The following is a 21,737-nucleotide window of genomic DNA, read 5'->3' on the forward strand; positions in this document are numbered from 1 at the left end:
TCCACCCGCGTTTGGGGCGTCCGGACTGATCCAGAACAGGGTTCTTGGGAGCGTAACCGTCGAAATCTTGAACGAATAGAGCGTGACGATCCGCTCCTGATCTACCGCAACTCGGAGAGCCGATACACCGCAACTGGGCGTGTCGGGCCAATGACCCATACGGACCACGTCCGCGACGAGTATTGGGACGGGGGCCCAGCACTCGACATCTACGCCGTAGAGGACTACGACGACTCCATCGATATCGATCCGAAGACCGTTAATCGGTTGCTCGGTTACGAAGAGTCATTCTGGCCACAAGGATTCTGGCGAGTGAGTGACGATCGTCCAACGGAACGAGTCGTTCGGAAGTTCGACATCTGAATTGCCGGCAGGATTCTAAAATATTAGTCTTTGAGCATCACCTCCGCTGCGTAGTCCAGATGTGGGGTTCGACGACCGCGGTACTCGAAAATGGCGTCGTTCAATGCTTCGCGGTAGATGTCTTGGATGGTCGCTTCGACTTCGTCACTCACATCACCGGTGACATGCTCGTCGATGAACCACGTCGTGGCTCTATCTGCTTCAAGATAGATGGCTGCGTCTTCGTACGCGGTCCATGCTGTGCGTCCGGTCCATCCGGCAATCCCTTCGTGGAGCCGCTCACCGACGACATGTTCGGCTGCGGTTTGCCATCTGGTTACGAGGTCGTCCGTGACCTCCGCAGCATTCCGGACGATAGTAGTGAACGGTTGGACGGGTCGCCCGACCGCTTCGTGCGTGTCGATCGCGTCAAGCGCTTCGCTGCAAATGCGGTCAGCGATGAGATCACGGTCAAGTTCCAGCGCTTCCAATTGAAGCGTCCCGCCGTGGTCTTTGACCGTGAGGCCGCTTCCGCCGCCAGCCTCCGCCCACGTTCGAACCGCGATCCACAGCTCGCCGGTTCTAATGAGGTGGTTAGTCACGTTCCCGTCGGAATTCCGATCGCGGTTATGCGCGCGAACGGTAACCTCGCAGGGCTTCTTCGGATGGTCGTGTTTGAGAGCTTCCCTTGCTATGTCTTCTGCTGTTTCGAGGACCACGCTTGTTTCATCGCCCTGTTCTGTGCGTTCGTCGGCTTCGGATGCTGTTTTTCGTGTCATTGGTATCGCGTGCTGTCCGCTGTTCGTACTGCTAACACGCGACGTCCGATGACGCGCTGGCCTCGCGTCAGCAGGAGACTACGATACCGGGGATTTTGGTATCAAATTAGTTTGCCAGAGAGGTCTATGCATCGTCAGCTTGTAGATGCGGGGAGATTCTCGGGCGTCGCTTACTTGCTGTGATGAATCTGGCAGTTAAAAACCCTCGTCCTGAGATGTCCTGAACTCTCGCCCTGCAGGACGAGAATGGAACGAGGGCGAAATGTGTCTGAGATCCGTATTCCTTCACAAGCTTTCACGCAACACCCACGGCTTCGCATCCGAGTCGTACTCGCTGACCCTCCCGCTGTGACTGCGTGTCTCCGCGGCAAGCACACCGATATGCTTGAGCTGCTGCACGAAATTGAACAATACGTTCGTCCGGATGATATCCTTTCAGACGGCTTCCTCCGCGTAGATCCGGGACACTTGACCGGCTGAAATACCGACGACCGTGTGATGTGGCTGGTCCACAACGAGAATCAATCCCAGAAAAAGAACGTAGTGGAGCAGGCATTGATTGCAGAACTTCTCAACTACTCAGGCTATCAGAAATAACTCTCTCGGATAAACTCCTTTACTGGTTATCAAGGAACTCTTCGAGTTTAGCGGATTCACCAGCGTGCCAGCTTTTCCGAGGCCGGACCTTGACGGGGACGATAGTTTCGGCATCGTCGTTCATGGCGTAGGCGTAGCCCGGGGCTTTCGGAATTTGTTGCATATAGTGGCTGATGGTCTGGGCGTCGTGAAGTTCAGAGATTTTGTCTCCGACCGCGTCTGAGTCTTGGCCTGCGGTGAGACGGTGGATGATTAGGGTGTCACACTGGGAGAGGATCCTGTTGTCCAGAGCACCGGGTTGTTGGGTGGCCATGACGAGGGAGAGGCCGGGGCGGCGGCCTTGCCGAACCCATTCAACGAGCGGATCGGTGCTGGGCTCAGAATGACCAGACGGTGCGAACAGATGCGCTTCATCGAGAAAGAGCCAGACAAGGGGAAAGTTGACTTCGGTGTGTTCGCCTTTGATTTTCTTAACTTCTTCGCGGCTGCGATCGAAGCTCCGCTTGTTGTACATCTTCTTGACGAGAATGCCGGTGAGCATGGTGCGGACGTTCCAGGGCAGGGCACCGGCACCGCTGAGATCAAGGACGACAAACTCCCCGCCTTCGACGATTTCCTCGATTTTGGATCCAGAGGAACTGAAAATACCCCAGTTCTTGGCTTTCTCTAGGCGACGGTTGAGTGCATCCTTGATGTTGGCGGACTCGGGGGATGCTTCGACCTTATCGAGTAGATCCATAATGCTGTAGTACTGGCCGAAGTCTTCCTCTGCCTGTTCGATGACCTGGGAGAGGAGACCGGCCTGTGCTTGGGTTTCATCGATATCAAGCAGGTAAAGCCAGTCCTCGACGGAGAGTTCAGAGGGATAGAGTTCGAACCCTTCGTGGAAGTACTGCTGGATTTCTTCGTACTGTTCTTCGAGACCGGCCGGGTAGTAGACTTTAACCGGGTACTCCCTGGGGGAGATGTCCCAGCCATCAAGGAGATCTGTGTCAGGCGTCTGAACCTGGAGGCTCCAGTAGATACCCATCGCGTCGATGACCAAGCCGTTCAGATTCTGTCGGGCCTGGGCGGGGAGGGTCATCAGTTCCTCCATCATAACACCGAGAGTGTGGGATTTCCCAGAGCCACGTTTCCCACAGACGGTAACCATATGTGGCTCATTAAGATCAAGACGGACCTGTTCACCGAGCTCGTCAGTACTGTCGAACTTGCGGCCAAGATAGGCTGACAGTTCTTCTTTATCCCCGCCAATGATCATGTCTCATCACCAGTGAGTTCAGCTTTCACACGTATCTTCAGCAGGGACTGTTTTAGTTCCTCGGCAGCAGTTGTGGATCCTTGTAACCCATCGATCACCTGCTGGAACTCGTCATCATCCAGTTCAGAGAACTTGTCTGAGATGCTGTCCTCGGTCGCGTCTTCGACCACATCTATTTCGATGTCGGGGTCGTATTTCCGGACAGTTTCTTCGAACTCGTCACCGTCGAAGGCTTCCTCGTCTAACTGATTTCGTGCGGTTTCCCACTGCTCCCAGAAGTCCTCATACTGAGTGTGATCGAAGCGGTGAGGTTCGGCTTCGAGTTCTGATTCACAGCTTTCCAGATAGCCCTCTCCTCTCCGGATCCAGCTTGATTCGCCAGGGATTCGGTCAGCATAGTTTTCCAGTTCCTCCTTCGCCGCAGCGACGTTGTCCTGTTCCTCACTGATTCCGTCCCTGATCGCATCTGTGACGAATCTGATGTCATCATCGAGGGAGGCCTCGTCCTCGGTTGGATCGTAAGTGTCCACCGGTGGGACGATGCTTTTCCGCTGTGTGCGGAGCATTTCGATCAAACGGTCGAGACGGATATCCCCGTCAAGATACTGTTCTAAGTCAGCAGCAACATCGGCTTCCTCGATGTTGCGTTCGACCTGGTGGGTTTCCCAGAAGTCGTTGATAGTGGTTATACACTCGATGCTGAGACCCTCAGATTGGAGATCAGGATCCGTTCCGAACCACTCAAGCTTTGTAGCCAATGCCTCCAGGTCGTCTTTCTTGGCCAAAATGGTCGCGGCTTTTTTTACCTGTGTGGCCAGGTGGTCCAAGTCATCAAGGACGAGGTACCGGAGTTCGGGATCGAGGTTACTGAGCGGGTGGATAGTGTTCGCATAGCTGGCGACAGCAGAATCTACGAAGACATCATTTGCCATAATCTCGCGTAATAATTCATCTGCGCCTTGATACTCGAAGTCCCAGGATGCATCGATATCGTTTTGTATGTCTTCTAACTCGGTCGCATCAGCGGTCTCGATGCTGTCATATGTGTCGTTCAAATCCTCAATCTGGCTGATATCTGTGTCGTCCTGTTTTGCCTGGTCGAGGATCGCTATTTTGATTCTACGGCCGACCCGTTTGCGGACTTGGCGGCGCTGGGTCTCGATACGGACATCGGCCGGTATGATCGTCGTCTCGTTATCGTCTTCAAAGACCCAACTGTACTCATCTACGTATTGGCCCAGGATTAACAGCAGGTAGACCATTGCCCGGGTGACGTTTTCGACTTCGGAGGTGCCAAAGATCAGCTCCAGAATCTCATCGAAATCAAGGCCATCCTCGTCGAGATGTTCCTCGATGGAATCCAAGACGTGGCTGTAACTGCTCAGGTGGGGGACGATGTCGTAGTCTCCATTGCTGCGTTCCTCGATGAAGGATTCATTATCCGCGAACTGTTCAACGATCGCGCGGAATTCGTCCCCGGATTCGCGGGAACGATTGACTCTGCCGAATGATTGGACATCGATGTGGGGGTGGTTCGCGCTCTCGAAGATGAGGTCCCCTTCCCGGTCAAGGTGTTTGATCCCGTAGACAAGATTGAGATAATCCTTCCCTGGGTAGGTCCCGGTGAATCCAAGCTTCTCACAGGGATACGTGTCTGCGATGTTGGTCAGGTTACTGTCAACAGTCTGGATGAGGGAAAAACTCGTTGGATCGGCAGTCCGGTCACGGATATCCTCCGTCAGGTCGTTCCCTGCAAGATAGGCTAGCGACAGCTTCAGGAACATCACATAGGCTTGGTAATCATCGTATCGTGGGAAATGTTCTTGGGTCGCTTCGATCAGGTTGTAGTACCCGGACTCTTCGTCGATGTGGAGTTCGATATTTCTGTTGAGGTTCGAAGCAATATCGTCCGTGACCATGCCTGCTTGCCCGTTCCGCTCGGTCACATAGTACTTGGCAGGCAGGTCGCCTTCTGTGTCCCGCCCCAGTCGGATGACAATGTGTAATGCATCATCATCGACCTCGGTACTGAGCTGTTCCGGCAGGTCATCAGGTGCGACAGTGAACAAAACCTTGGAGGTATAATTGAGGTCTTGGTCTGTATCGAAGACGAGATACTGGCCCTGCTGGTTCTCGAAGGCAGTATCGGGGAACCGGTGATTGAGCATATCCGCCCAGAGCTGGATAAGATTGTTCTCCTCGTGGTCCTCCAAATGCAGGTCTGTGACGGCTTCACCAACCTGATCTGCGAGGGAGAGTTCGCCTTCATCTGCTGCTGTCCCGGTGAGTTCGTTCGGGTTGAATTCTAATCGCTCATTTTCAAGAGAGAAATACTCCGATCCTTGGGTGGCGACACCGATCAGGTCCTCGGCTTCGCTGTCATCTATCTGAAGTTCGATGGATCCAGCGATATTGGTTATCTGATCAGTGGTGAAATAGACCGGTCGTTCTGTCCGGTCGAGGATACCCGTCTTGGCGATTTCGCAGAGGATTCGGAGATCGATCCCGGACGCATCTGGGTAGTCTGCCTCGATGGTGGCTTCGATGCTGTCCTCTCCCGGCAGTTCATCGAGGTTGACGCGTTCGACGTTCCCCCGGAGCTGGTCACGGACTGCATCACCATGTTGATACAGGAAATCGAGATCAATCTGGCCCTCACCGTCCCAGTGGTCGAGGAACGAGATCAGGATGCGTTTGTAATCGCGGAAGGCACGGACAACGGTTTCGTCCAGTGTTTCGTCTTCGAACTTTTGGACGATACTGAGGGCGAATTCGAGAGTATCATCGGTGAACGGATAGACATAGCCATCTTCACCGGGTTCTGCGGAGGCGATAGTGTCGTACCAGTCACCCGCCTCTCCACCGCGGTCCGCGAGCAATGGGATGACGTAGAGCCGGTACAGGTTGGCGAAAAGCTCCTTTGTTTCCTCCTCAGAGTGATCGATGTTGTAGCTGATGTTCTCATCAATGCGGTCGGTGAGGTCCCGTGCAGCAGCTGGGAAGTTCTCCCTGAACTCATCGTGGGAGACAGTGTTTGCGAATAAGATGTATGGCGGCGTGGTGAAATCATCAAACCCGGAGACGGTGTTCCGGATCATCTTCTGGACGATGGCTTTAAGCCGATAGTTCCCACCTGGGTCCACCCCTTGCCGCGTGATCTGTTCGAATTCGTCAATATAGAACGCCGGGTAGTGGTCCTCTCGCTCGCGGTAGTAGGTGGTGAACCACGCGATCGTTTGGTGCGCATCACCCGCTGTCAGTGACTTTGTGACGCGAGCAATGTCTTCGAGCGAGGACGGATCTTCGAAGATATCGATGAGGTCCTGACGATGGTTCGGAGGGAGGTCGTCATCAAGATCCTCAAGTGTGAGATTGATCTTCCGATCGTTGAAAATAGCAAGGAGATCATCCTCATCGACAGACGAACTGTACTCGACCAGTGCAGTGAAGAGGGCGTGGAGGAACTCCGTCGGGGTATCATGTTGTTCAAGGCTGATCGTGAGACAGTCGATAGGTGTCCCGCCGTAGTGGAGCTGGTCAAACTCTCTGTCACCGTACTCTTGATCGTCCTGACAGAGGAGGGCGATGTTTTCCATCATCACCGTTTTACCAGAGCCATACGCTCCGTGTAGTATCGCCCCAGGCGTTTCCTGCTCTGCTAAGCCTTGTTGGATCCCCCGAAGGATCTGGGCTCGTTTCTCCGTTAGGATGAAATGGGTGCCTTCCTGAAGGAATTCCTCGAACTGGGGAAGGTCGTTCTCATCGGCGAGGCGTTGGCATTCTCGCCGGACGCGTTTTATCGTTTGACGGTCGAGAATGTTGACAACATCGTCTTTTGCTTCCTCCAGTGTCATGTGTTTACCTGGTATTTGAAGAGTGACCGTTTCAGATTGATTCTCGGGTCGACGATGTAAATCCTTGTATCAAGCACGTCGTGTTCCGTGATACGTCGTGGATTTGCCATCAAGATGATCTTTTCGCCATTATTGTTATCACGGTCTGTCGGGCGGACAAATTCTGTGTCGAACGTTGTATCTGGTGTTCGGCGCTGACACTCGCTGATGAAGTCAAAGACTGTCTCATATTCGGCATGGATATCATCGATTGAAACGATGGCGATATCGGTGCCGGCTTGATCCAGATGATCCAAAACGGTGCGTACAATATTCATACTGTTTAGGTGGTAACGAGTTCAATGACGGTCTTGCCCTCGTAGCGGTCGGTTGCAGCCCGGTTCTCGTCCTGTAACTGTTGGAGGATACTCTCGACTTGTTGCTCACTCCACTTGAAATCCATTGTAAGGACGCGCTGGATTTCTGCTAGATCCATCCGGTTCCCATGTTCGGCAAGGATATCCTCGACGATATCCGCATCCTCGCCTCGGAAGTACGTGTACTGAGCAGGGTCGATATGCCATCGTCCATCCTCTTCTACGACGATCTCAAAATCGCGGAGGAAACTCGCAATCGCTCCTGCAGTCACCTTGTTCCCGCTGATCGTGTCCTTCATCAACGTGTTGACGGTGTCCGCGAGGTCGGCCCCCATATCGTAATTGCCAGCCTGAACCTTCCGGTCAAGTTCCTGAAGGAGGGTGTGGAAGTAGGTGAAGTTGGTCCGTGATTTGCGTTCTAACAGGTGGAATGCTGCAACACGGAAGTCAGGGGCGTTCAGGAGCTTCAACCCTTCGTCGGTGAGTTCGATGTGGTCGTTATCCTGTTTGAGAATCTCGATGGACCGGTTCTCGTCTTGAAGGGTGAATTTGAACCAACCGTCGATCGATTTGAAGAGTTTGGAGTTTCTGTCGCGGTTGATTGCCTCCATTTCGTCACGGAGTTCGTCTTCGGTAAGCTCGCCGCGGAAGTGAACGATCTGGGCGAGCTTTTCGATGCCCTTGAGAAGGTCTTGTCGTCCAATACGAGGGATTGTTTTTGGCATAAATATGGATCACTCGTCTTCGTATATAAGCCGAAGCCCCGCCATCTCGCTGATCGATGTCCCGCCGTGGTAGCCGTGGTCGTGCCCACTCCTGTTCTTGATATCGTACCGGGAGAGCAGCCCGACATCAGGCAAATCGAAGATACCGTCACCGCGTGGCTGGTAAACATCGACACCGTCGAACTGCCGGAGATCACTGAGCGAAGCATTATCGCTGTCTGCATGCCACCCGAAGACGAATTTAGAGCCTGACTGAAGATACTCGACTTTCTCAGTTACGTCCCGGAGTGCATCGTCACTGACATCGTTAGCATCCTCCTCAGTAAGCATCGCACGGATACGGTCCACCGGTGGGCCATTCTCATCGGTGGCCACAGTCACGAACTGGTGGTCGCTTCGATTCGTGAACTCTGCCTCGCGGAAATTGACGCGGTATGCGTGTTGTAGCGGGACGGTCTCTGTCAGCATCTGTTGGTTGAACTCGTATTCCGGGCGTTCGTTGAGAACCATTTCCATCTCATAACGGGTGAGTTTCCCGTGGTCTGAGATGACCTCGATGTCAATCGGTTCCTCAATGATTGTGTCTGTAGCTTCGCGCAGATCTGCGAGAAGGTTGTCGAGGAAGTTGCCAAGCGTATTATAGTAGTTCTCGAATTCTTCGAAGGAGAGCATCTCGTGGAGTATTTTGTCGAAGTCTTCCAAGTATAGGACGATTTGGGACCGTTGTGCTGCGCGCGCTTCCGGGTCCACATCGTCGGTGTTCAGGACGTGGTGGCGTTCGTTCAACGTGCTTTCGACTTCGTTTACGAAGCCTCTGCGGACTGCGCCCAGGTGATCAGCTTCGATGGATAGGTCAGAGGAGAACCGGATATCGGCGACTTGGTCTGCAAATCGTGAGATCCCGGAGGAATTAAGCTGCGGTCGCTGGATGAGATGAAAATTGTTCTCGGTGCGTTCATCGACGAAATCGAAAGCGTCGGGATCGTAGCTGCTGTGCTTGAGATTGAATATGTCGTCACCGTGCCGGGGTTGCCAGCTGTAGATACCCGTGGTCTCAGCGGGAAGCCCAGTGAGGATGGTCGAGATAGCGGAGGGTGTGTACGACGGCAAATTGGAGAAAGCAAGGTCCACATCGTCCGGTTCTGTGTTCAGGAAACCGAACTGGTTGAGAAGCAGGTAGTCGGTATAGCCGACACTATCGAGGATGACAGTAAGCTTGATCCTGCCGTCCTCTGGTGCCGTGAGCAGATCGGAGAGATGGAGCCACTCATCGTCGGAGACAATTTCGTCGTACCGATCAACGACTTCAGCACAGTAGCTGTCGTACTTGTCGATCAACTCCTGTTGCAGGAGATCCGAGACCGGTTCCTCCTCCCGCGTGTCCGCGAGGAACGAGGCCCACTGGTCCAAGAAGTGAGGCAGCGTATCTAGCTCTACCTCCTGTGTCCGAATGTCCTCTGCGAGGTCTTCGGCCTCGCGTTCACGAAGTTCTTGTTTGCGTGCCTGGTTTAGTGCGGTCAGGTACCGGTAGGCGAGCAGGTCCTCCCGATCGTTCTCATATACAACGTGGAGGAACTTTTGGAAGATGTCGGCCCAGCGATCCTCCGGGAACGCTGCATTGACGAAGCGAGGGTGTTTGATGAGCGCGACTTCCGCGAGGAGTTGGAGAAGGCTATCAACTTTTTCAACGGTGTTGAGAGCTTGGTCTGGTCCGTAGTCCTCGATTTGATGGCTGTCGCTTGATAATTGGTCCCGTACAGTATTGACCAGATCGGTGAATTCGTCTTCGTCAACGGTGTGAAACAGGATACCGAAGTGTTGGGTCAGGATCTCAGCGGCGTGTTCTGGTTCTTGGATATTGATTGCCGTGTCCTGTCCTGTGATCTCTTGGTAGCTCTCTTGGATGGTATCGATGACATCCCGGTCTAATCGGACGGTGGCAAGTTCGGTCAGGGTTGCATCGAACAGCCGCCGCTGGGCGAGCCATTTGGTAATCAGAGTTCGATACAGGCGCTGAAGATCCGGGTCGAGATCTTGAATCTCGGCTGCGACAGGATATTTAGGCTCGTTTTGTGCAAATCTGTCGCCATACGTGGCGAGGAGCCGGGGCGTGTAGACGTTCTGTTGGGCAGTTGGTTCGAGGCTGTCAAACAGCTCGGTGTTGGGAATACCAATACTGTCGAGGAAGAACTCGCGGACAGCTGTCGGGACGGACGACAAGGTGTCGTAGGGGATGTAGAAGTCGTCAAGTTGGTCGTCAGTACTGGTCTGAATGTGTGTGGGATTCAGCTCAGCTCCTGTGGCTGCCGCGGTGAAAGCGCGCAGAGCGAACTCGGCAAGGTCATCGATGGTGCGCGGTTGTGGTTCTGTGCCAGCCCCGCGTTCGAAGGCACTACGGATGGTTCTGGTCGGATCATCCAACTGAACACGTTCAAAATGAACGAACGATGTGCCGGGAATCTCTTGGTAGCCATCAACGAGAAACCGAGGACAGAAGAATACGACAGTTCCATCTCCGTCGTTGTTCACGAGGTAATCGATACCGGTGTAAATCGTCTCTTGGAACTCCCATTCATCGACCGGCATCGACAGGACACGGACATCGTCACTATCAACAATAGCACTGAGTACCCGTTTATCAAAGGGCACCGGGAGGTCAGTCGGCACATAGAGGATCTTCCCCGTCCCATCCATAATCGCATCCCGAGTTCCAGTAAGACGTTGGAACGCAGTGAAATCGAACGAATCCTCCAGATACTGTTCCAGGGCTTCCTTCATCTAAACGGTACGTTGTCAACGGCCCCACTTAATGCTTCCAACGTGACGAGTACACCCTCTGCTTCTGATCATCGTCAATGGAGGATTGTCTACTGCCAAGGTAATCAGCCAACAACGGACATCACGGCCCCGAGAATGTACAAAAGAGGACGATCCAGAGAACCCTACCGTTGCGACTGTATACAACTGCTCACGAATAGAAGCGGAAAGACACCCGGCATACTTGATGAGATTAATGTATGGCATGCCGCCTCGCCCCTGACGAGTGACTCCCTGTAGAATATCCCCGATATCAGTCGCTGTAGACTGGCCGTTCCTTGTATTCAATCGGATCCTCAGTCCCCGCTTCTTGGAACGCTTTGAGTCTGTAGGCACACGCGTCACAGGTCCCACAGGCCGGAGATTCGTCCCGGTAACAGCTCCACGTCAACTCGTATGGCACGTCAAGTTCGAGACCGCGTTCAGCAATATCCGTCTTGCTCCAATCGACAAACGGGGCCACTAGTTCGATCGATGTCTCCGGTTTCGTCCCAACGTTGATGACCTGCTGGAAAGCATCGAAGAACTCGGGTCTGCAGTCAGGATAACCCGAGTAATCCTCACTGTGTGCTCCAATATAGACTGTCTCACAGTCATTTGCTTCAGCGTAGGAGACTGCCATCGAGAGCAGGTTTGCGTTCCGGAATGGGACATAGCTGGACGGAACCTCATCACTGTCGAGGTCCACCTCGTTGACATCAATACTATCATCGGTCAGGCTGGAGGCACCGATCCGCGCCAAGTGGTCGGTCTCGATGTGGAGGAAGTCAGCGACATCCATCCGTTCGGCAAGCTGGTGGGCACAGTCGAGTTCCTTGTTCTCGGTCTGCTGACCGTACGACGTGTGAAGGAAGTACAGGTTATGACCCCTGTATTTCGCCTCGAACGCTGCCGTCGCACTATCCATACCACCCGATACAAGAACAACAGCTCCATTCCGGTTTTCGTTAGTTGCAGTCGTCATTATTGACTATCTCTATGTTTCTGGTGCGTCGTTCCACAGATCGACGTGGAGCCGTGGCGTGTACTGGTAGCCATGCTTCAAGGCCATTTCTGCAGTCAATTCCCGCCTCTCGTTCAATCGTTCCCGTGTCGCCCCCTCTGGCATCAACAACACGTCCGAATCACGGATTACAGCATCTGTTGACGCCCTTAACCGATCAACAAGCTGGTTGATATCCGACACATCGTCCTGATCCATAGTGACGAACTTCAACTGGAACCCGTAGTCCTCGACCAAGTGAGATAGGGCATCTATGTCGATCCGTTGATTCTCGTGTCGGTCGGCCCATTGGCCGTCCTCTTTCGGGTCTTTCTCCGGGAGCGGTGTACTGCTTGCGAGTTTCGGACTGATACTCGCTAAATCGATCGATGCATCACGGTAGATTGTGCCGTTGGTTTCGACGGTCGTGTGATACCCGGCGGTACTGAGCCTGTCCAGCAGCCGCACTGTCTCATCATGGATGAGCGGTTCACCGCCGGTCACCACTACGTGGTCTGCCTCATCATGGTCTTTTACCTCATCGACGATGGTGTCGAGGTCAAGCCAGGCATGGGTGGGCTCCCAACTGGTGTGGTAGGAATCACAGAACCAACACCGCAGATTGCAGCCACTCGTCCGAATGAAGACACTCGGCACACCGGCCAGTTTTCCCTCACCCTGTAACGAGTAGAACAACTCGTTGATCGGTAGCGAACCGTCCGTTTCCACGTTATCAACGTCTCCATCGACAACGTCCGTATCAGCATTCACCGGCATACGCTGTTATTGAGGGGCACCAGCGGCTAGTTCACCGGTCTCCTGTACTTCAACAGTAACGTCGCTCACGCTATCGGGTAAGCCACGACGGAGACGCTGTTCGAGGACGAGGCTCATCACTTCGGCTGTCGGTGGGTGATCCAAGACAACGACGGCATCACTGTCCCCGCTGGCGTCAAATGCCTCAATCAGTGGATCGCCCCGTTCAAGCAGGAAGCGATGGTCCCAGTCAGAGACAATATCGGTGATATCACCTTTGTCAACCACCCAACCGTCCTCGGTCAGGGTACCAGTCACTGAGACAGTGACCGAATAGTTGTGACCATGCGGGCGACTACACTTCCCATCGTGGTGCAGAATGCGGTGGCCTGTACTGATACGGATCGGCCGGTCCTGACCGACAGAGAGGGTCCGTTCATCCTCTGTGAAATCGTGTGAGGCCAAAGAGTGTTCTTCGAGGGCACGTTGAGCCATATCCGGAGATTACTCGGGTAATACTTAAACCTAAACCACTCCCTGAAAGTAGTATCTTCAAACCAGAATGGTTTATAGTATGATAATTGAGAGAGCGGAGGGTTAATTGAGGTCTCACACAGAGGTACTACACAGGTATTTAATGTCTGCATTCAGGACGCTCGCAAAAGATGAATATGGTCGTCGAGGCGTTATAGACACGCCTGCGGGCCAAATTCAGACGCCTGCGCTTCTCCCCGTTGCGAACCTCATTGGAGGAACTACGCCAAAATCAGGGGGAATCTGGCGGTACGCCCGCCGGTATCTCTTCGAGAGCGACAGCGTCCAGGGAATCATGTTTCAGACGATGACGTTCCTGGACTACAATCTCACCCCGGATAACCTGGCGGACTGGCGTGAGAAGCCCCTCAAACAGCATTTCGAGGAGAGTGATGTAGAACCCGGGTTCAGCCAGCCACTATTTGTGGACTCCGGCGGGTTCAAGCTGATGAACTCGACCACGTTCGGCCAGCCACCGGAAGAAGGTGGCAGTGAGAATGACTGGGGTATCTACACGAATCCAGAAAGCATCTTGAAACTGCAGCTGGACTACGGGGCTGACATCATCGCTACACTGGACTTCCCGATTCCACAGAACCTGAACCAAGACGAAGCCACGGAACGAATGAAAAAGAGCATCGACAACGCAGTCGAGTGCCTGCAGATGCTCAATGACCCCGAACTGCTGGATGAATGGGATGTAGATGAAACGCCGTCTGTCTACGTGGCGATTCACGGTCACAGCTACGAGGACGTTCACTGGTACGTTAGCCGGTTCCTAGACCGCGCAAATGAACTCGATGAAGCCTTCGAGGGTTTCGCACTCGGATCACTGGTCCCGCTCAGCAACTCTCCTGATGTCCTAGTAGACATTGTCCAGGGGGCGAAAGATGCGATACCCGAAGAACGGTACGACGATATAGCGCTCCACGTGTTCGGTATCAGCGGCCGTCTCTGCCCACTCCTCGCGTTGCTCGGTGTCGATACATTCGATTCAGCGAACTATCTGAAAGCCGCCCGTAACAAGAGCTTCATCCATCCAGAGACGTGGAAACGCACGAAGCTGGATCAAATCGAGGACTGGGACAACTGGTGTGGCTGTAAGGCATGCCAGGATATTCATATCGATGATATGCGGCATGCCCTTTTGGAGTCCGACGTCAAGTACAAACCAATCGAAGGCGAGCATGGCACTCATTTCAAGAGTGAGTACTATGCCCAGATTGCTCACCACAACTTCGAACTTTACAGCCGTCAGATGCAGGACGTCCGCGATGCTATCGACAACGATGGACTGCTCGAACTGGTCGCTGACTTCGCCCAGGACAAAAACATTGTCGAGAAGGGATTGAAACGGGCACAGCTCCACAACCCGGAGCTCCGTGAACAGCTTGCTGACCTTGGCTACGAAGCACTTGTCGCCGGGCCGGACACAGAAACCTTCCAGACCAAACTGTCCAGCTTCTACGATGACATCGATGATGAACAGGAGGAGAAACGAACAATCTCACTGAAACACGGTCCAAACGACTTCGATATTCTCCAGTACGACAGCTACCAGCCACCCAGTGATGCATCGGTACTGCTGATTCTGCCGTGCAGCCAAGAGAAGCCGTATTCTGACTCTCGAACACACCAGGCTGTCATCTCCCGACTCAAGGACTATGAGGACAGCTATCACAAGATTTCTCTCTCAGGACTGTACGGACCTGTGCCCGAAGCACAGGAAACGGTGGAGCCTGTGATGAGCTACGAATACGTGCTCACCACTGCAGACGAGGACCAGGTTGACCTCGTTGCGAACCGGCTGGCCGCGTATCTGGACCGGTACGGTGAGCAGTTTGATCATATCCTCGCCTACACGACCAGTAAAGCCTACCGCCAAGCAATCGAGGAAGCCTTCTCCCGGTACGGCCGCGGTGAGATGTATCCGCGCGAGCCACGCGCTCTCCAACTGACCGAACACTTCCGGAACACCAACATCGATGAATTAGTTGAGCGGATTGATACAGCACTTGTCGAATAATCCGTGCTGTGAGATACGTTGCTTCAGGTCGTCCGATAGTTCTATAGGTCTTCGCCGTTGATCAGGGAGGTAGATGACGTCGCTACTCATTCAATCGTGTTCTGCGACCAAGGAAGCGGTGGATACACCGGTGCCTGCCCTTGATTTGTACGATGGTTACTTTTTCAGGATCATCAAAAAGGCAGTGCGCACGAACCGGTTTCAGCCCGGACTTGACATAACAATTATATCAGCCAAACATGGTGTTGTCGAACCTGACGACCACATTGGCTACTATGATCAGGAGATGGACACAGAGCGGGCCAACGAATTGAATGACGAAATTATCGACGCTATCGCTAGCAAGGTTGTCGAACACGAGTACGAGAAAGTATGGGTCAATCTGGGCAAGGACTACATGCCCGCTGTAGATGGAATTGATGAAGCGGTCGATGTCCCGGTTCTCCATATCGAGGGTAGTGGTATCGGAATGAAAGGCAAACAACTGAAACACTTGGTGTCCAGCAGCCGCTCGATACCGACCCACGGAGATTAACAGATGGTGTCGTTCGACGTCATCGCTGAGGCAGGGGAGACACGACGAGGCCAGCTCCAGATCAACGACAGAACACTGGAGACCCCGCACCTGTTTCCTGTCGTCAACTTCTATGGAGGCGGCAACGAACCGGCCTTGTTCGGCGGCGGTATCCACAGGACGGTGAAGGAGTTTATGGTCAACCATCCGCCGACCACCGGTGGAACGGACTATAGCGACCTCTTCGGCGGCGTTATGACCTCTATCTCTTCCCTGACGGATTACGGGATCAGGGAGAAGAAACTGGAGGAGTACCTCGATAACGAGATCCGTGAATGGGGCAAGTTCAGCGACTACGACGGTATGATCTTCGCTGACTCAGGTGGATATAAAATCCTAAAACAGGGCGGCGAACTGGAGGGCGAGGACTTCACGAAGGATATCACCCAAGACAAGGCGTTGGACATGCAGTTGGATCTCGGGCCGGACATCGTCGTCAACCTCGATCATCCGATCCATCCAGACGACGAGTTCGAGGAGCGGATCGAGAAGATGGAAAAGACTGCGGTCAACGCTCGACAGCTCGCAAAACGTCGGGACGAAGTTGACGGCGCGTGTTACCTGACTGTCCACGGGTATTACGAGGCGATGCTGGAGCGATCGTTTGACGCGATCGAGAACGAACTGGATAAGCCAATCCCCGAAGTGTTCGATGGTATCGCGCTGGGAAGCCTCGTCCCACGAAAGGACAACGTCGAGGTTCTGATTGAAGCAGTCTCTGACTGCCGACTGGAAATGCAGCAACGCGGATACAATGATCTTCCGCTGCACGTATTCGGCATTTCGGGGAATGCGATGCCGTTACTTGTAGCGGTCGGGGCTGATACCTTCGATTCAGCCTCCTACCTCCACCAGGCAATAAACGGCAAGTACTGTGTGAATCTCTTCGAGACTGTGCCGGTAGAGGAAGCGGACTTCCACGCTTGTGACTGCCGGATCTGTAATGACGGACTCCACCGCGATCGGATGCGGAACAGACTGGATGACCTGTATCAGAAGGACATCTTGGGCTCCGTCGCAGCCCACAATCTGGCGATCCAACAAAGGGAGCTACGCCGGTTCCGTCAGTTGATCGCCGAAGCCGACGAAGACCAAATCGCTGCGTATCTAGAAGAAGCCGTCAAGGATCAGAAGGGCTTCCGCAAGTTCGCCTACAAACTGATCAATGAACGAATCAAGCCATACTTCGACGACGATGGAGAGACAAGCTATGCATAAGACACCGAAAGTTAACGAGGTCAACGAGTTCATCGAGATTGCAAGCGACTTCGAGGATCCGTTAGAAGTCATTCGAGAAGCACTGTCGAATTCCTACGACGCAGAGGCAACCTGGGTCGAAATTGAGATCAAACAAGATGACGAGGGAAGGAACACCCTCATCATCGAGGACGACGGCCACGGTATGGACGAACAGGACCTGGAATCGTTCTTCGACCTCGGCAACTCCAACAAGCACGACGCGATTGGGTACAAGGGACACGGAACCAAGATCTACTACAAGAGCGACGAGATTCGTGTCGAGAGCGTGAAAGACGGTAACCACGTTGAGTCTGTGATGGAGCAGCCGTGGGAGACACTGAACAACCACGAACTACCAACCTACTCGGTTGATACGGAAGAGACAGATGAAACCTCTGGCACCCGGATCGAGGTTCACGGCTTCCGGGCAGGCCAAGGCTTCGATCCAGAACAGCTCACATACAACAAAATCGAGCACTACATCAAGTGGAAGACAATCGGTGGCTCAACTGCTTGGCACTTCGATGATGACTTCCACGAATTCGATATTGAGGTCACGCTCTCACCGCAAATCGACAATACGCGCAAGCCAATAGAGACGACCAACAAGCTAGAATTCCCCGATGAAAACCTCCATCCTGACGGTGAATTCGTTGCAGAGCGGATGTGCAAGCATTTCCCACCGCGTGAGCTAACTGTCACGTTGGACGATGGCCGAGAGCTTACTATCGAAGTCGTGGGAATGGTCGGTGGAAAAGAGGCGCGTAATGAACTTCCGACTTATGGCAAGCACTCAGCCCAGTTCGGGATCTGGCTGGCGAAGGACCACATCAAGGTCGAACGGTACAACGATGCTATCGGTGCAGACAACGAGTTCTTCCATTTCTTCTTCGTCGCAAACTGCCAGTCGCTCGAACTATCCGCCAATAGGGAAAAGATACGGAATAAATCAGGTGATGTCTATCAGGCCATCACGAACGAACTGGAACGGTTCATGACCAAGGTCTGCCAAGAAGAATGGTACAGAGACTACATCGCCCGCCGCAAACTCGAAGACAAGAAACGAAGCGTTCAATCGCAGGAAAGCTCACTCCAAGATCGCCTGGTGAAAACCAAAGAGCAGGGTGGGCTCTCACCATCGAATCCTGCCGAGGTCATCGCAGCGTTAGAACGGTACAGCGCTAATGGATCGCCAGAGACTGTTGAGATTGCGGACTTCCGGATGGACGAAGAGGTTAATGCCATCGTCAACACCGATGATGGATATAAGAACGCAGCACTACAAGCCAAGCTCAGTGATTTCTTCGAAGATGAGACACCGCTGACTCACATAGACCGGTTCATCTGCTGGAAGGTTGGTGATCGGGATGCTTTGACCAAGATCGAGCGGGCCTCCTATCTCGGTGACCCCATCCGCTTTGATTTCAGCAACAACGAAGTGACGTATGGAGAGGAAGATAAGAAAACAATCCCTGTTCTCGAATTAGTCGACAAAATGTAGCTATCGGATGCAGAGTGTCATAGAACAGTTGGCAGACCTATCGACTTTCCGAATATCGTTCATTATCGTGAGGAGATGACACATCATAAATAACAATCCAGTGCACGCCACTGATTATGCGATATCGACCCTCCGATGGGTAGAAGGTTTGGACACACCTATATTTCAATTATATTAGTGCGTAAATAAGCGTGTTTTTGGAAAGCATATAAGTGGTCAATCATCTTTGAGAAGTCTCCACAGGAGAGTGTTCCCTACTTTCTGTGAGGAAACTAATCCATTTTTTTCCATCTTCTGAAGTCGCTTATACGCAGTGTCGTGGGCACAACCTACATAATCTGCAATATCGCCCGTTCCTGCCATTCCCCCCTTGTCACTGATGGCATTATGAAAATCTTCAGTAGAGTACTCGCCGGTATACCGGCCAGATTCTTCGTCACGGTCGGGCATTACTCAATCGTTCAGTTCCATTCTGATTAGTCCTAACGGTCTAATCAGAGACCATTATGAATTCTCCGAAAGGCATTTACCAATAGGAGCATTCATAATGGATGTGGACACCGGCCCCTCGGGGCATTAAGGTCATTAGGAATGCCTGGGTGCTGAGACACCCGGGTCGGGTTCCACACAGACATGAGCGAACCCATGAGAGAATCAAAGCTACCTGCTCAAGAAGCTATCGACCAAGCGTTAATTGAAGAAATACAGCAGCTGGATAAAATTGCGCTCGGGGAAGGGGCCGCGGTTTGTGAAGTCTGCGGTGAAAAACTGCGGGAAGGCGCACCGGTCGTCGTGTTCGTCTTCCGGCCGGTCGATCAACCGGCTTTCCAGTTCGGGCACGTGAAATGTATTGAGTGTCGGCATGAGCCGTCGGAGTTTTTCACGCTGGGTGTGCACGAGCTTGTCTTGGATGGCCGGATCGGCACGTGCAGTGATCCGGCGACTCAGTCGTCGTGGCCTGTTCTGCTGGGCCCGCAGCCGCGTGCTGTGAGTCCGGCAGATGCGACTACGGTACGACCTCTGCCGGGTGTGGTGTGGTTTCGACGCCCGGTTGCGCGTAGTGAGACGTTCGTTACTGCGGATGGTGAATCGACGTGTAAGCCGTGGCAGCGTGCGGTGGTGCGGGCTGACAGATCGGACCGCGAGGGTGCGTCCGAGTCGGATGCTGGTTCGAAGAGTGATGATACGACTGAAACTACTGCCCGACACGCTGCTGATGGTGGCCGTCAGGGAGGTGTTCGCTGACGATGCACGGGGAGCAAGACACGCAGGCCTTCGACGAATCGCACCTGGATATCGACTTTGACTTCTCGCGTCCCGTAGATGAGGTGGCGTTTCCTGACCTGTACGTTGGTCTCGATATCGACTTGCTCGCGCCGGGTGATGGGATCGTCACGGATCGACACCACGCCTCAGCTGACCGGTACGAAGCCGACGATCCGCAGAATCAGATCGCGGGGCAGATTTCGCCGTTCACGTTGTCGGGGTGGCTGCGCCATGGCTGTGAACGGGTGGTGCAGGCGGCGGGCGCGACGGCGTGCCATCCGGGCGAATCGAACGCGGATTACATGTTGGAAGACGTGTACGCTCGTGATCTGGATGCAGGGTATCACGAGAAAGGCAGTTGTGTCGATGGCGATGCTGACGCGGGCTGTGTCGTTCATGACTTGTTCGGTGGGTTCGGTGATCGGGCGGGTCGAGTGATTCGTCGTCCGATTCGGTTTTCGCCGATCCGACGCCAGGTGGATGTGACGAAGGGTGAGGCGGAAGCGCATTACCGACAACTCAACACGCAGGTGCGCTCCCGCAACGCCGAAGATGAGGGCCAACCGTTGCGGCAGGCGACGCGGGATGTCGTCGGGAATCTTGTTGGGACATGGCGGCTCACGCTGCGGGAGTTGAAACCTGAATATGTGGGCTTGCTCGTCGAGGCCGTCGATTATCTGGATGCGCATAGTGCCGAGTATGCAATGCAGCTTGGCGGGGCGCGGAACTTCGGTGCCGGGATTGTCGATGCTGACGTGGTGAACCCGCTGTACACGGACGCTGAACTCCGGCGGGTGTATAATCGAGCGCAGGATGCGACGAGCGGGATGGACACGAAGGACGATGTGTGGCGTGACCAGTGTCGTGCGGAGTTCGTGCGTGCGTTGCAGGCACGGACGGCTGCGCGTGATGGTGACCTGCCGGTCCCCGGTGGTGAGTCGGCATGACGGGGTCGGACGAGGCTGATGATCCTGGTGACGATGTGGACGCGGAGGAAGATCTTGATGAGCTGGCTCCGGTGGTGTCGTCGTTGCGGACGGCGCAAGAGCAGGATGGCGGGGCGGACCAGATCGTGGAGAGAGGGGATGACCACGCGGAGTCGGATCGGGATGCGTTGGATGAGCTAGCCCCGGTTGCGTCGGGGGTGCGGACTGCCCAGAGCCAACCCGATGCGGGTGCTGCTGATGGTTCGAGTGATGACGGTGATGAGGGGTGTGGTGGCGATGACTGATTCGTCGTCGGTGACTGCGGGCGCGGGGCGAGAGTCGGGTGGCAGTGAGGCTGTGACGGACGTGGATCCGATGCTGGCGGTGTACCGGCATGACGTCCACAAACTGCGTGGCCGGTCACACGCAGCGGCTCGTGACCGCGTTGCTGGTGTGCGGGTGAATGAGACGGTCCTGTTGGGTGCGGATCGGGATGCGGCGCTGCTGAGCCGCCCGGCCGGGGAGCCGGAGCAGACGCTGGATGCCCACGCGGCTCCGTCGCGGGTGTCGCTGGTGACTGGTGACGTGGTGATATCTGGGTCGGTCGGTGCGGATGGTCGTGACGCGGGCGTGCGGGAGTTAGTCCGGATTGAGGATTCGGAGGAGATGCATGAGGCGTGGCTGTCGTCGGACGTAGCGGGGCTGTTCAACGAGTCAGTGCATTATCCGTACACGTCGCTGAAGTACCACACGCTGCTGGCGGCGGCGCTCCTTGATAATTACCACGCGGGGTTCGGGTTCGAGGAGTTGTTCTTGGCGGTCGAGGAGCCGGATGGGGCGGTAACGCCGCACCGGACGGTGCTTTCGACTCCCGACATGCAACTGTGCGTGACTGGTGAGCCGGGTGGCCGACCGGCGGCGCGGCTTGGTGACGGGCCGGCGCGGTGCTTCGCGGACGTGTGGGCACGCCTGCCAGAACACCCGCTCGATGTGGGTGGTGAGCGGCGGTGGCGGGTGTTGGATGCGCAGTTGCGGCGCATCCGCTCGTGGTCGGCGGCGCTCCAGTATGTTGAGGAGTTTTGTCGGCGCTTCGACTCGCGTGGTTCGGGTCGCGGCGGTCGTGTTGGGGGTGGGAGGTGATGCCGGTGGGATGGGGGTGCGGTGGCGGGTGGCGTGGCTGTCGTCGCGGCGTGGCGGTGCTC

General features: G+C 54.5%; 19 protein-coding genes. 9 read left to right on the forward strand and 10 right to left on the reverse strand.

What is annotated here, in order from left to right:
- Positions 1 to 150 precede the first annotated feature (150 nt).
- Entirely contained in the window at positions 151 to 363 is a 213-nt protein-coding gene (locus HYG82_RS39290) for a hypothetical protein (RefSeq protein WP_218834190.1), read from the forward strand.
- 23 nt (positions 364 to 386) lie between these two features.
- On the opposite strand, the gene HYG82_RS39295 is transcribed toward HYG82_RS39290, so the two are convergent.
- The 9 genes from HYG82_RS39295 to HYG82_RS39335 form a co-directional block, all read right to left on the reverse strand.
- Complete coding sequence (locus HYG82_RS39295; RefSeq protein ID WP_179263349.1) at positions 387 to 1,121, reverse strand: hypothetical protein; 735 nt, start codon at positions 1,119 to 1,121, stop codon at positions 387 to 389.
- A 616-nt stretch (positions 1,122 to 1,737) separates the two neighbouring features.
- On the reverse strand, positions 1,738 to 2,979 hold the full coding sequence (locus HYG82_RS39300; protein ID WP_179263352.1) for an ATP-binding protein: 1,242 nt from the start codon (positions 2,977 to 2,979) through the stop codon (positions 1,738 to 1,740).
- Positions 2,976 to 6,833 carry a hypothetical protein gene (locus HYG82_RS39305; protein WP_179263354.1) on the reverse strand — a complete coding sequence of 1,286 codons (3,858 nt, stop codon included), beginning with the start codon at positions 6,831 to 6,833 and terminating at the stop codon, positions 2,976 to 2,978. Before HYG82_RS39305 ends, HYG82_RS39300 begins: the two co-directional genes overlap by 4 nt.
- A complete protein-coding gene (locus tag HYG82_RS39310; protein WP_179263356.1) occupies positions 6,830 to 7,150 on the reverse strand; it encodes a hypothetical protein in 321 nt (106 codons plus the stop codon). Before HYG82_RS39310 ends, HYG82_RS39305 begins: the two co-directional genes overlap by 4 nt.
- 5 nt (positions 7,151 to 7,155) lie before the next feature.
- A complete protein-coding gene (locus HYG82_RS39315; protein ID WP_179263357.1) occupies positions 7,156 to 7,914 on the reverse strand; it encodes a hypothetical protein in 759 nt (252 codons plus the stop codon).
- A 9-nt stretch (positions 7,915 to 7,923) separates the two neighbouring features.
- Positions 7,924 to 10,692 carry an alkaline phosphatase family protein gene (locus HYG82_RS39320; protein ID WP_179263358.1) on the reverse strand — a complete coding sequence of 923 codons (2,769 nt, stop codon included), beginning with the start codon at positions 10,690 to 10,692 and terminating at the stop codon, positions 7,924 to 7,926.
- Positions 10,693 to 10,984: 292 nt separating this feature from the next.
- Positions 10,985 to 11,695, reverse strand: a complete 711-nt coding sequence (gene queC, locus HYG82_RS39325; RefSeq protein WP_179263359.1) for a 7-cyano-7-deazaguanine synthase QueC — start codon at positions 11,693 to 11,695, stop codon at positions 10,985 to 10,987.
- 12 nt (positions 11,696 to 11,707) lie between these two features.
- Positions 11,708 to 12,490 carry a 7-carboxy-7-deazaguanine synthase QueE gene (locus HYG82_RS39330; protein WP_179263360.1) on the reverse strand — a complete coding sequence of 261 codons (783 nt, stop codon included), beginning with the start codon at positions 12,488 to 12,490 and terminating at the stop codon, positions 11,708 to 11,710.
- Between the two features lie 6 nt (positions 12,491 to 12,496).
- Positions 12,497 to 12,964 carry a 6-pyruvoyl trahydropterin synthase family protein gene (locus HYG82_RS39335; RefSeq protein ID WP_179263361.1) on the reverse strand — a complete coding sequence of 156 codons (468 nt, stop codon included), beginning with the start codon at positions 12,962 to 12,964 and terminating at the stop codon, positions 12,497 to 12,499.
- A gap of 142 nt (positions 12,965 to 13,106) precedes the next feature.
- Between HYG82_RS39335 and HYG82_RS39340 the strand changes: the two genes are divergently transcribed.
- The 4 genes from HYG82_RS39340 to HYG82_RS39355 all read left to right on the forward strand — a co-directional run bounded on the left by HYG82_RS39340 (position 13,107) and on the right by HYG82_RS39355 (position 18,343).
- The gene (locus HYG82_RS39340) at positions 13,107 to 15,029 is read left to right on the forward strand and encodes a tRNA-guanine transglycosylase (RefSeq protein ID WP_179263363.1); all 1,923 of its coding nucleotides are present in this window, start codon (positions 13,107 to 13,109) and stop codon (positions 15,027 to 15,029) included.
- 73 nt (positions 15,030 to 15,102) lie between these two features.
- The gene (locus tag HYG82_RS39345; protein WP_179263365.1) at positions 15,103 to 15,564 is read left to right on the forward strand and encodes a DUF6884 domain-containing protein; all 462 of its coding nucleotides are present in this window, start codon (positions 15,103 to 15,105) and stop codon (positions 15,562 to 15,564) included.
- A gap of 3 nt (positions 15,565 to 15,567) precedes the next feature.
- A complete protein-coding gene (locus tag HYG82_RS39350) occupies positions 15,568 to 16,821 on the forward strand; it encodes a tRNA-guanine transglycosylase (protein ID WP_179263367.1) in 1,254 nt (417 codons plus the stop codon).
- Entirely contained in the window at positions 16,769 to 18,343 is a 1,575-nt protein-coding gene (locus tag HYG82_RS39355) for an ATP-binding protein (RefSeq protein WP_179263369.1), read from the forward strand. The genes HYG82_RS39350 and HYG82_RS39355 overlap by 53 nt, the downstream gene beginning before the upstream one ends.
- Positions 18,344 to 18,559: 216 nt before the next feature.
- Here HYG82_RS39355 and HYG82_RS39360 read toward each other — a convergent pair whose 3' ends face one another.
- Positions 18,560 to 18,793 carry a helix-turn-helix domain-containing protein gene (locus HYG82_RS39360; RefSeq protein ID WP_179263371.1) on the reverse strand — a complete coding sequence of 78 codons (234 nt, stop codon included), beginning with the start codon at positions 18,791 to 18,793 and terminating at the stop codon, positions 18,560 to 18,562.
- Positions 18,794 to 18,988: 195 nt separating this feature from the next.
- Between HYG82_RS39360 and HYG82_RS44825 the strand changes: the two genes are divergently transcribed.
- The 4 genes from HYG82_RS44825 to HYG82_RS39380 are packed head-to-tail and all read left to right on the forward strand — an operon-like array spanning position 18,989 to position 21,675.
- Entirely contained in the window at positions 18,989 to 19,588 is a 600-nt protein-coding gene (locus tag HYG82_RS44825; RefSeq protein WP_484549568.1) for a DUF8112 family protein, read from the forward strand.
- Between the two features lie 2 nt (positions 19,589 to 19,590).
- On the forward strand, positions 19,591 to 20,556 hold the full coding sequence (locus tag HYG82_RS39370) for a hypothetical protein (RefSeq protein WP_179263375.1): 966 nt from the start codon (positions 19,591 to 19,593) through the stop codon (positions 20,554 to 20,556).
- Entirely contained in the window at positions 20,553 to 20,840 is a 288-nt protein-coding gene (locus HYG82_RS39375) for a hypothetical protein (protein ID WP_179263377.1), read from the forward strand. The genes HYG82_RS39370 and HYG82_RS39375 overlap by 4 nt, the downstream gene beginning before the upstream one ends.
- Positions 20,833 to 21,675 carry a DUF8168 family protein gene (locus HYG82_RS39380; RefSeq protein ID WP_218834191.1) on the forward strand — a complete coding sequence of 281 codons (843 nt, stop codon included), beginning with the start codon at positions 20,833 to 20,835 and terminating at the stop codon, positions 21,673 to 21,675. The genes HYG82_RS39375 and HYG82_RS39380 overlap by 8 nt, the downstream gene beginning before the upstream one ends.
- Positions 21,676 to 21,737 lie beyond the last annotated feature (62 nt).

This window comes from Natrinema halophilum, assembly GCF_013402815.2.
In the GTDB taxonomy this organism is placed as follows: Archaea; Halobacteriota; Halobacteria; order Halobacteriales; family Natrialbaceae; genus Natrinema; species Natrinema halophilum.

What these genes read in the sequence shown, in the direction of transcription:
- HYG82_RS39350 (WP_179263367.1), top strand. Translation starts at nt 15,568, where the DNA reads ATGGTGTCGTTCGACGTCATCGCTGAGGCAGGGGAGACACGACGAGGC.
- queC (WP_179263359.1), bottom strand. Translation starts at nt 11,695, where the DNA reads ATGACGACTGCAACTAACGAAAACCGGAATGGAGCTGTTGTTCTTGTA.
- HYG82_RS39320 (WP_179263358.1), bottom strand. Translation starts at nt 10,692, where the DNA reads ATGAAGGAAGCCCTGGAACAGTATCTGGAGGATTCGTTCGATTTCACT.
- HYG82_RS39370 (WP_179263375.1), top strand. Translation starts at nt 19,591, where the DNA reads ATGCACGGGGAGCAAGACACGCAGGCCTTCGACGAATCGCACCTGGAT.
- HYG82_RS39300 (WP_179263352.1), bottom strand. Translation starts at nt 2,979, where the DNA reads ATGATCATTGGCGGGGATAAAGAAGAACTGTCAGCCTATCTTGGCCGC.
- HYG82_RS39375 (WP_179263377.1), top strand. Translation starts at nt 20,553, where the DNA reads ATGACGGGGTCGGACGAGGCTGATGATCCTGGTGACGATGTGGACGCG.
- HYG82_RS39380 (WP_218834191.1), top strand. Translation starts at nt 20,833, where the DNA reads ATGACTGATTCGTCGTCGGTGACTGCGGGCGCGGGGCGAGAGTCGGGT.
- HYG82_RS39290 (WP_218834190.1), top strand. Translation starts at nt 151, where the DNA reads ATGACCCATACGGACCACGTCCGCGACGAGTATTGGGACGGGGGCCCA.
- HYG82_RS39335 (WP_179263361.1), bottom strand. Translation starts at nt 12,964, where the DNA reads ATGGCTCAACGTGCCCTCGAAGAACACTCTTTGGCCTCACACGATTTC.
- HYG82_RS39295 (WP_179263349.1), bottom strand. Translation starts at nt 1,121, where the DNA reads ATGACACGAAAAACAGCATCCGAAGCCGACGAACGCACAGAACAGGGC.
- HYG82_RS39330 (WP_179263360.1), bottom strand. Translation starts at nt 12,490, where the DNA reads ATGCCGGTGAATGCTGATACGGACGTTGTCGATGGAGACGTTGATAAC.
- HYG82_RS39310 (WP_179263356.1), bottom strand. Translation starts at nt 7,150, where the DNA reads ATGAATATTGTACGCACCGTTTTGGATCATCTGGATCAAGCCGGCACC.
- HYG82_RS39355 (WP_179263369.1), top strand. Translation starts at nt 16,769, where the DNA reads ATGAACGAATCAAGCCATACTTCGACGACGATGGAGAGACAAGCTATG.
- HYG82_RS39340 (WP_179263363.1), top strand. Translation starts at nt 13,107, where the DNA reads ATGTCTGCATTCAGGACGCTCGCAAAAGATGAATATGGTCGTCGAGGC.
- HYG82_RS39315 (WP_179263357.1), bottom strand. Translation starts at nt 7,914, where the DNA reads ATGCCAAAAACAATCCCTCGTATTGGACGACAAGACCTTCTCAAGGGC.
- HYG82_RS39360 (WP_179263371.1), bottom strand. Translation starts at nt 18,793, where the DNA reads ATGCCCGACCGTGACGAAGAATCTGGCCGGTATACCGGCGAGTACTCT.
- HYG82_RS44825 (WP_484549568.1), top strand. Translation starts at nt 18,989, where the DNA reads ATGAGAGAATCAAAGCTACCTGCTCAAGAAGCTATCGACCAAGCGTTA.
- HYG82_RS39345 (WP_179263365.1), top strand. Translation starts at nt 15,103, where the DNA reads ATGACGTCGCTACTCATTCAATCGTGTTCTGCGACCAAGGAAGCGGTG.
- HYG82_RS39305 (WP_179263354.1), bottom strand. Translation starts at nt 6,833, where the DNA reads ATGACACTGGAGGAAGCAAAAGACGATGTTGTCAACATTCTCGACCGT.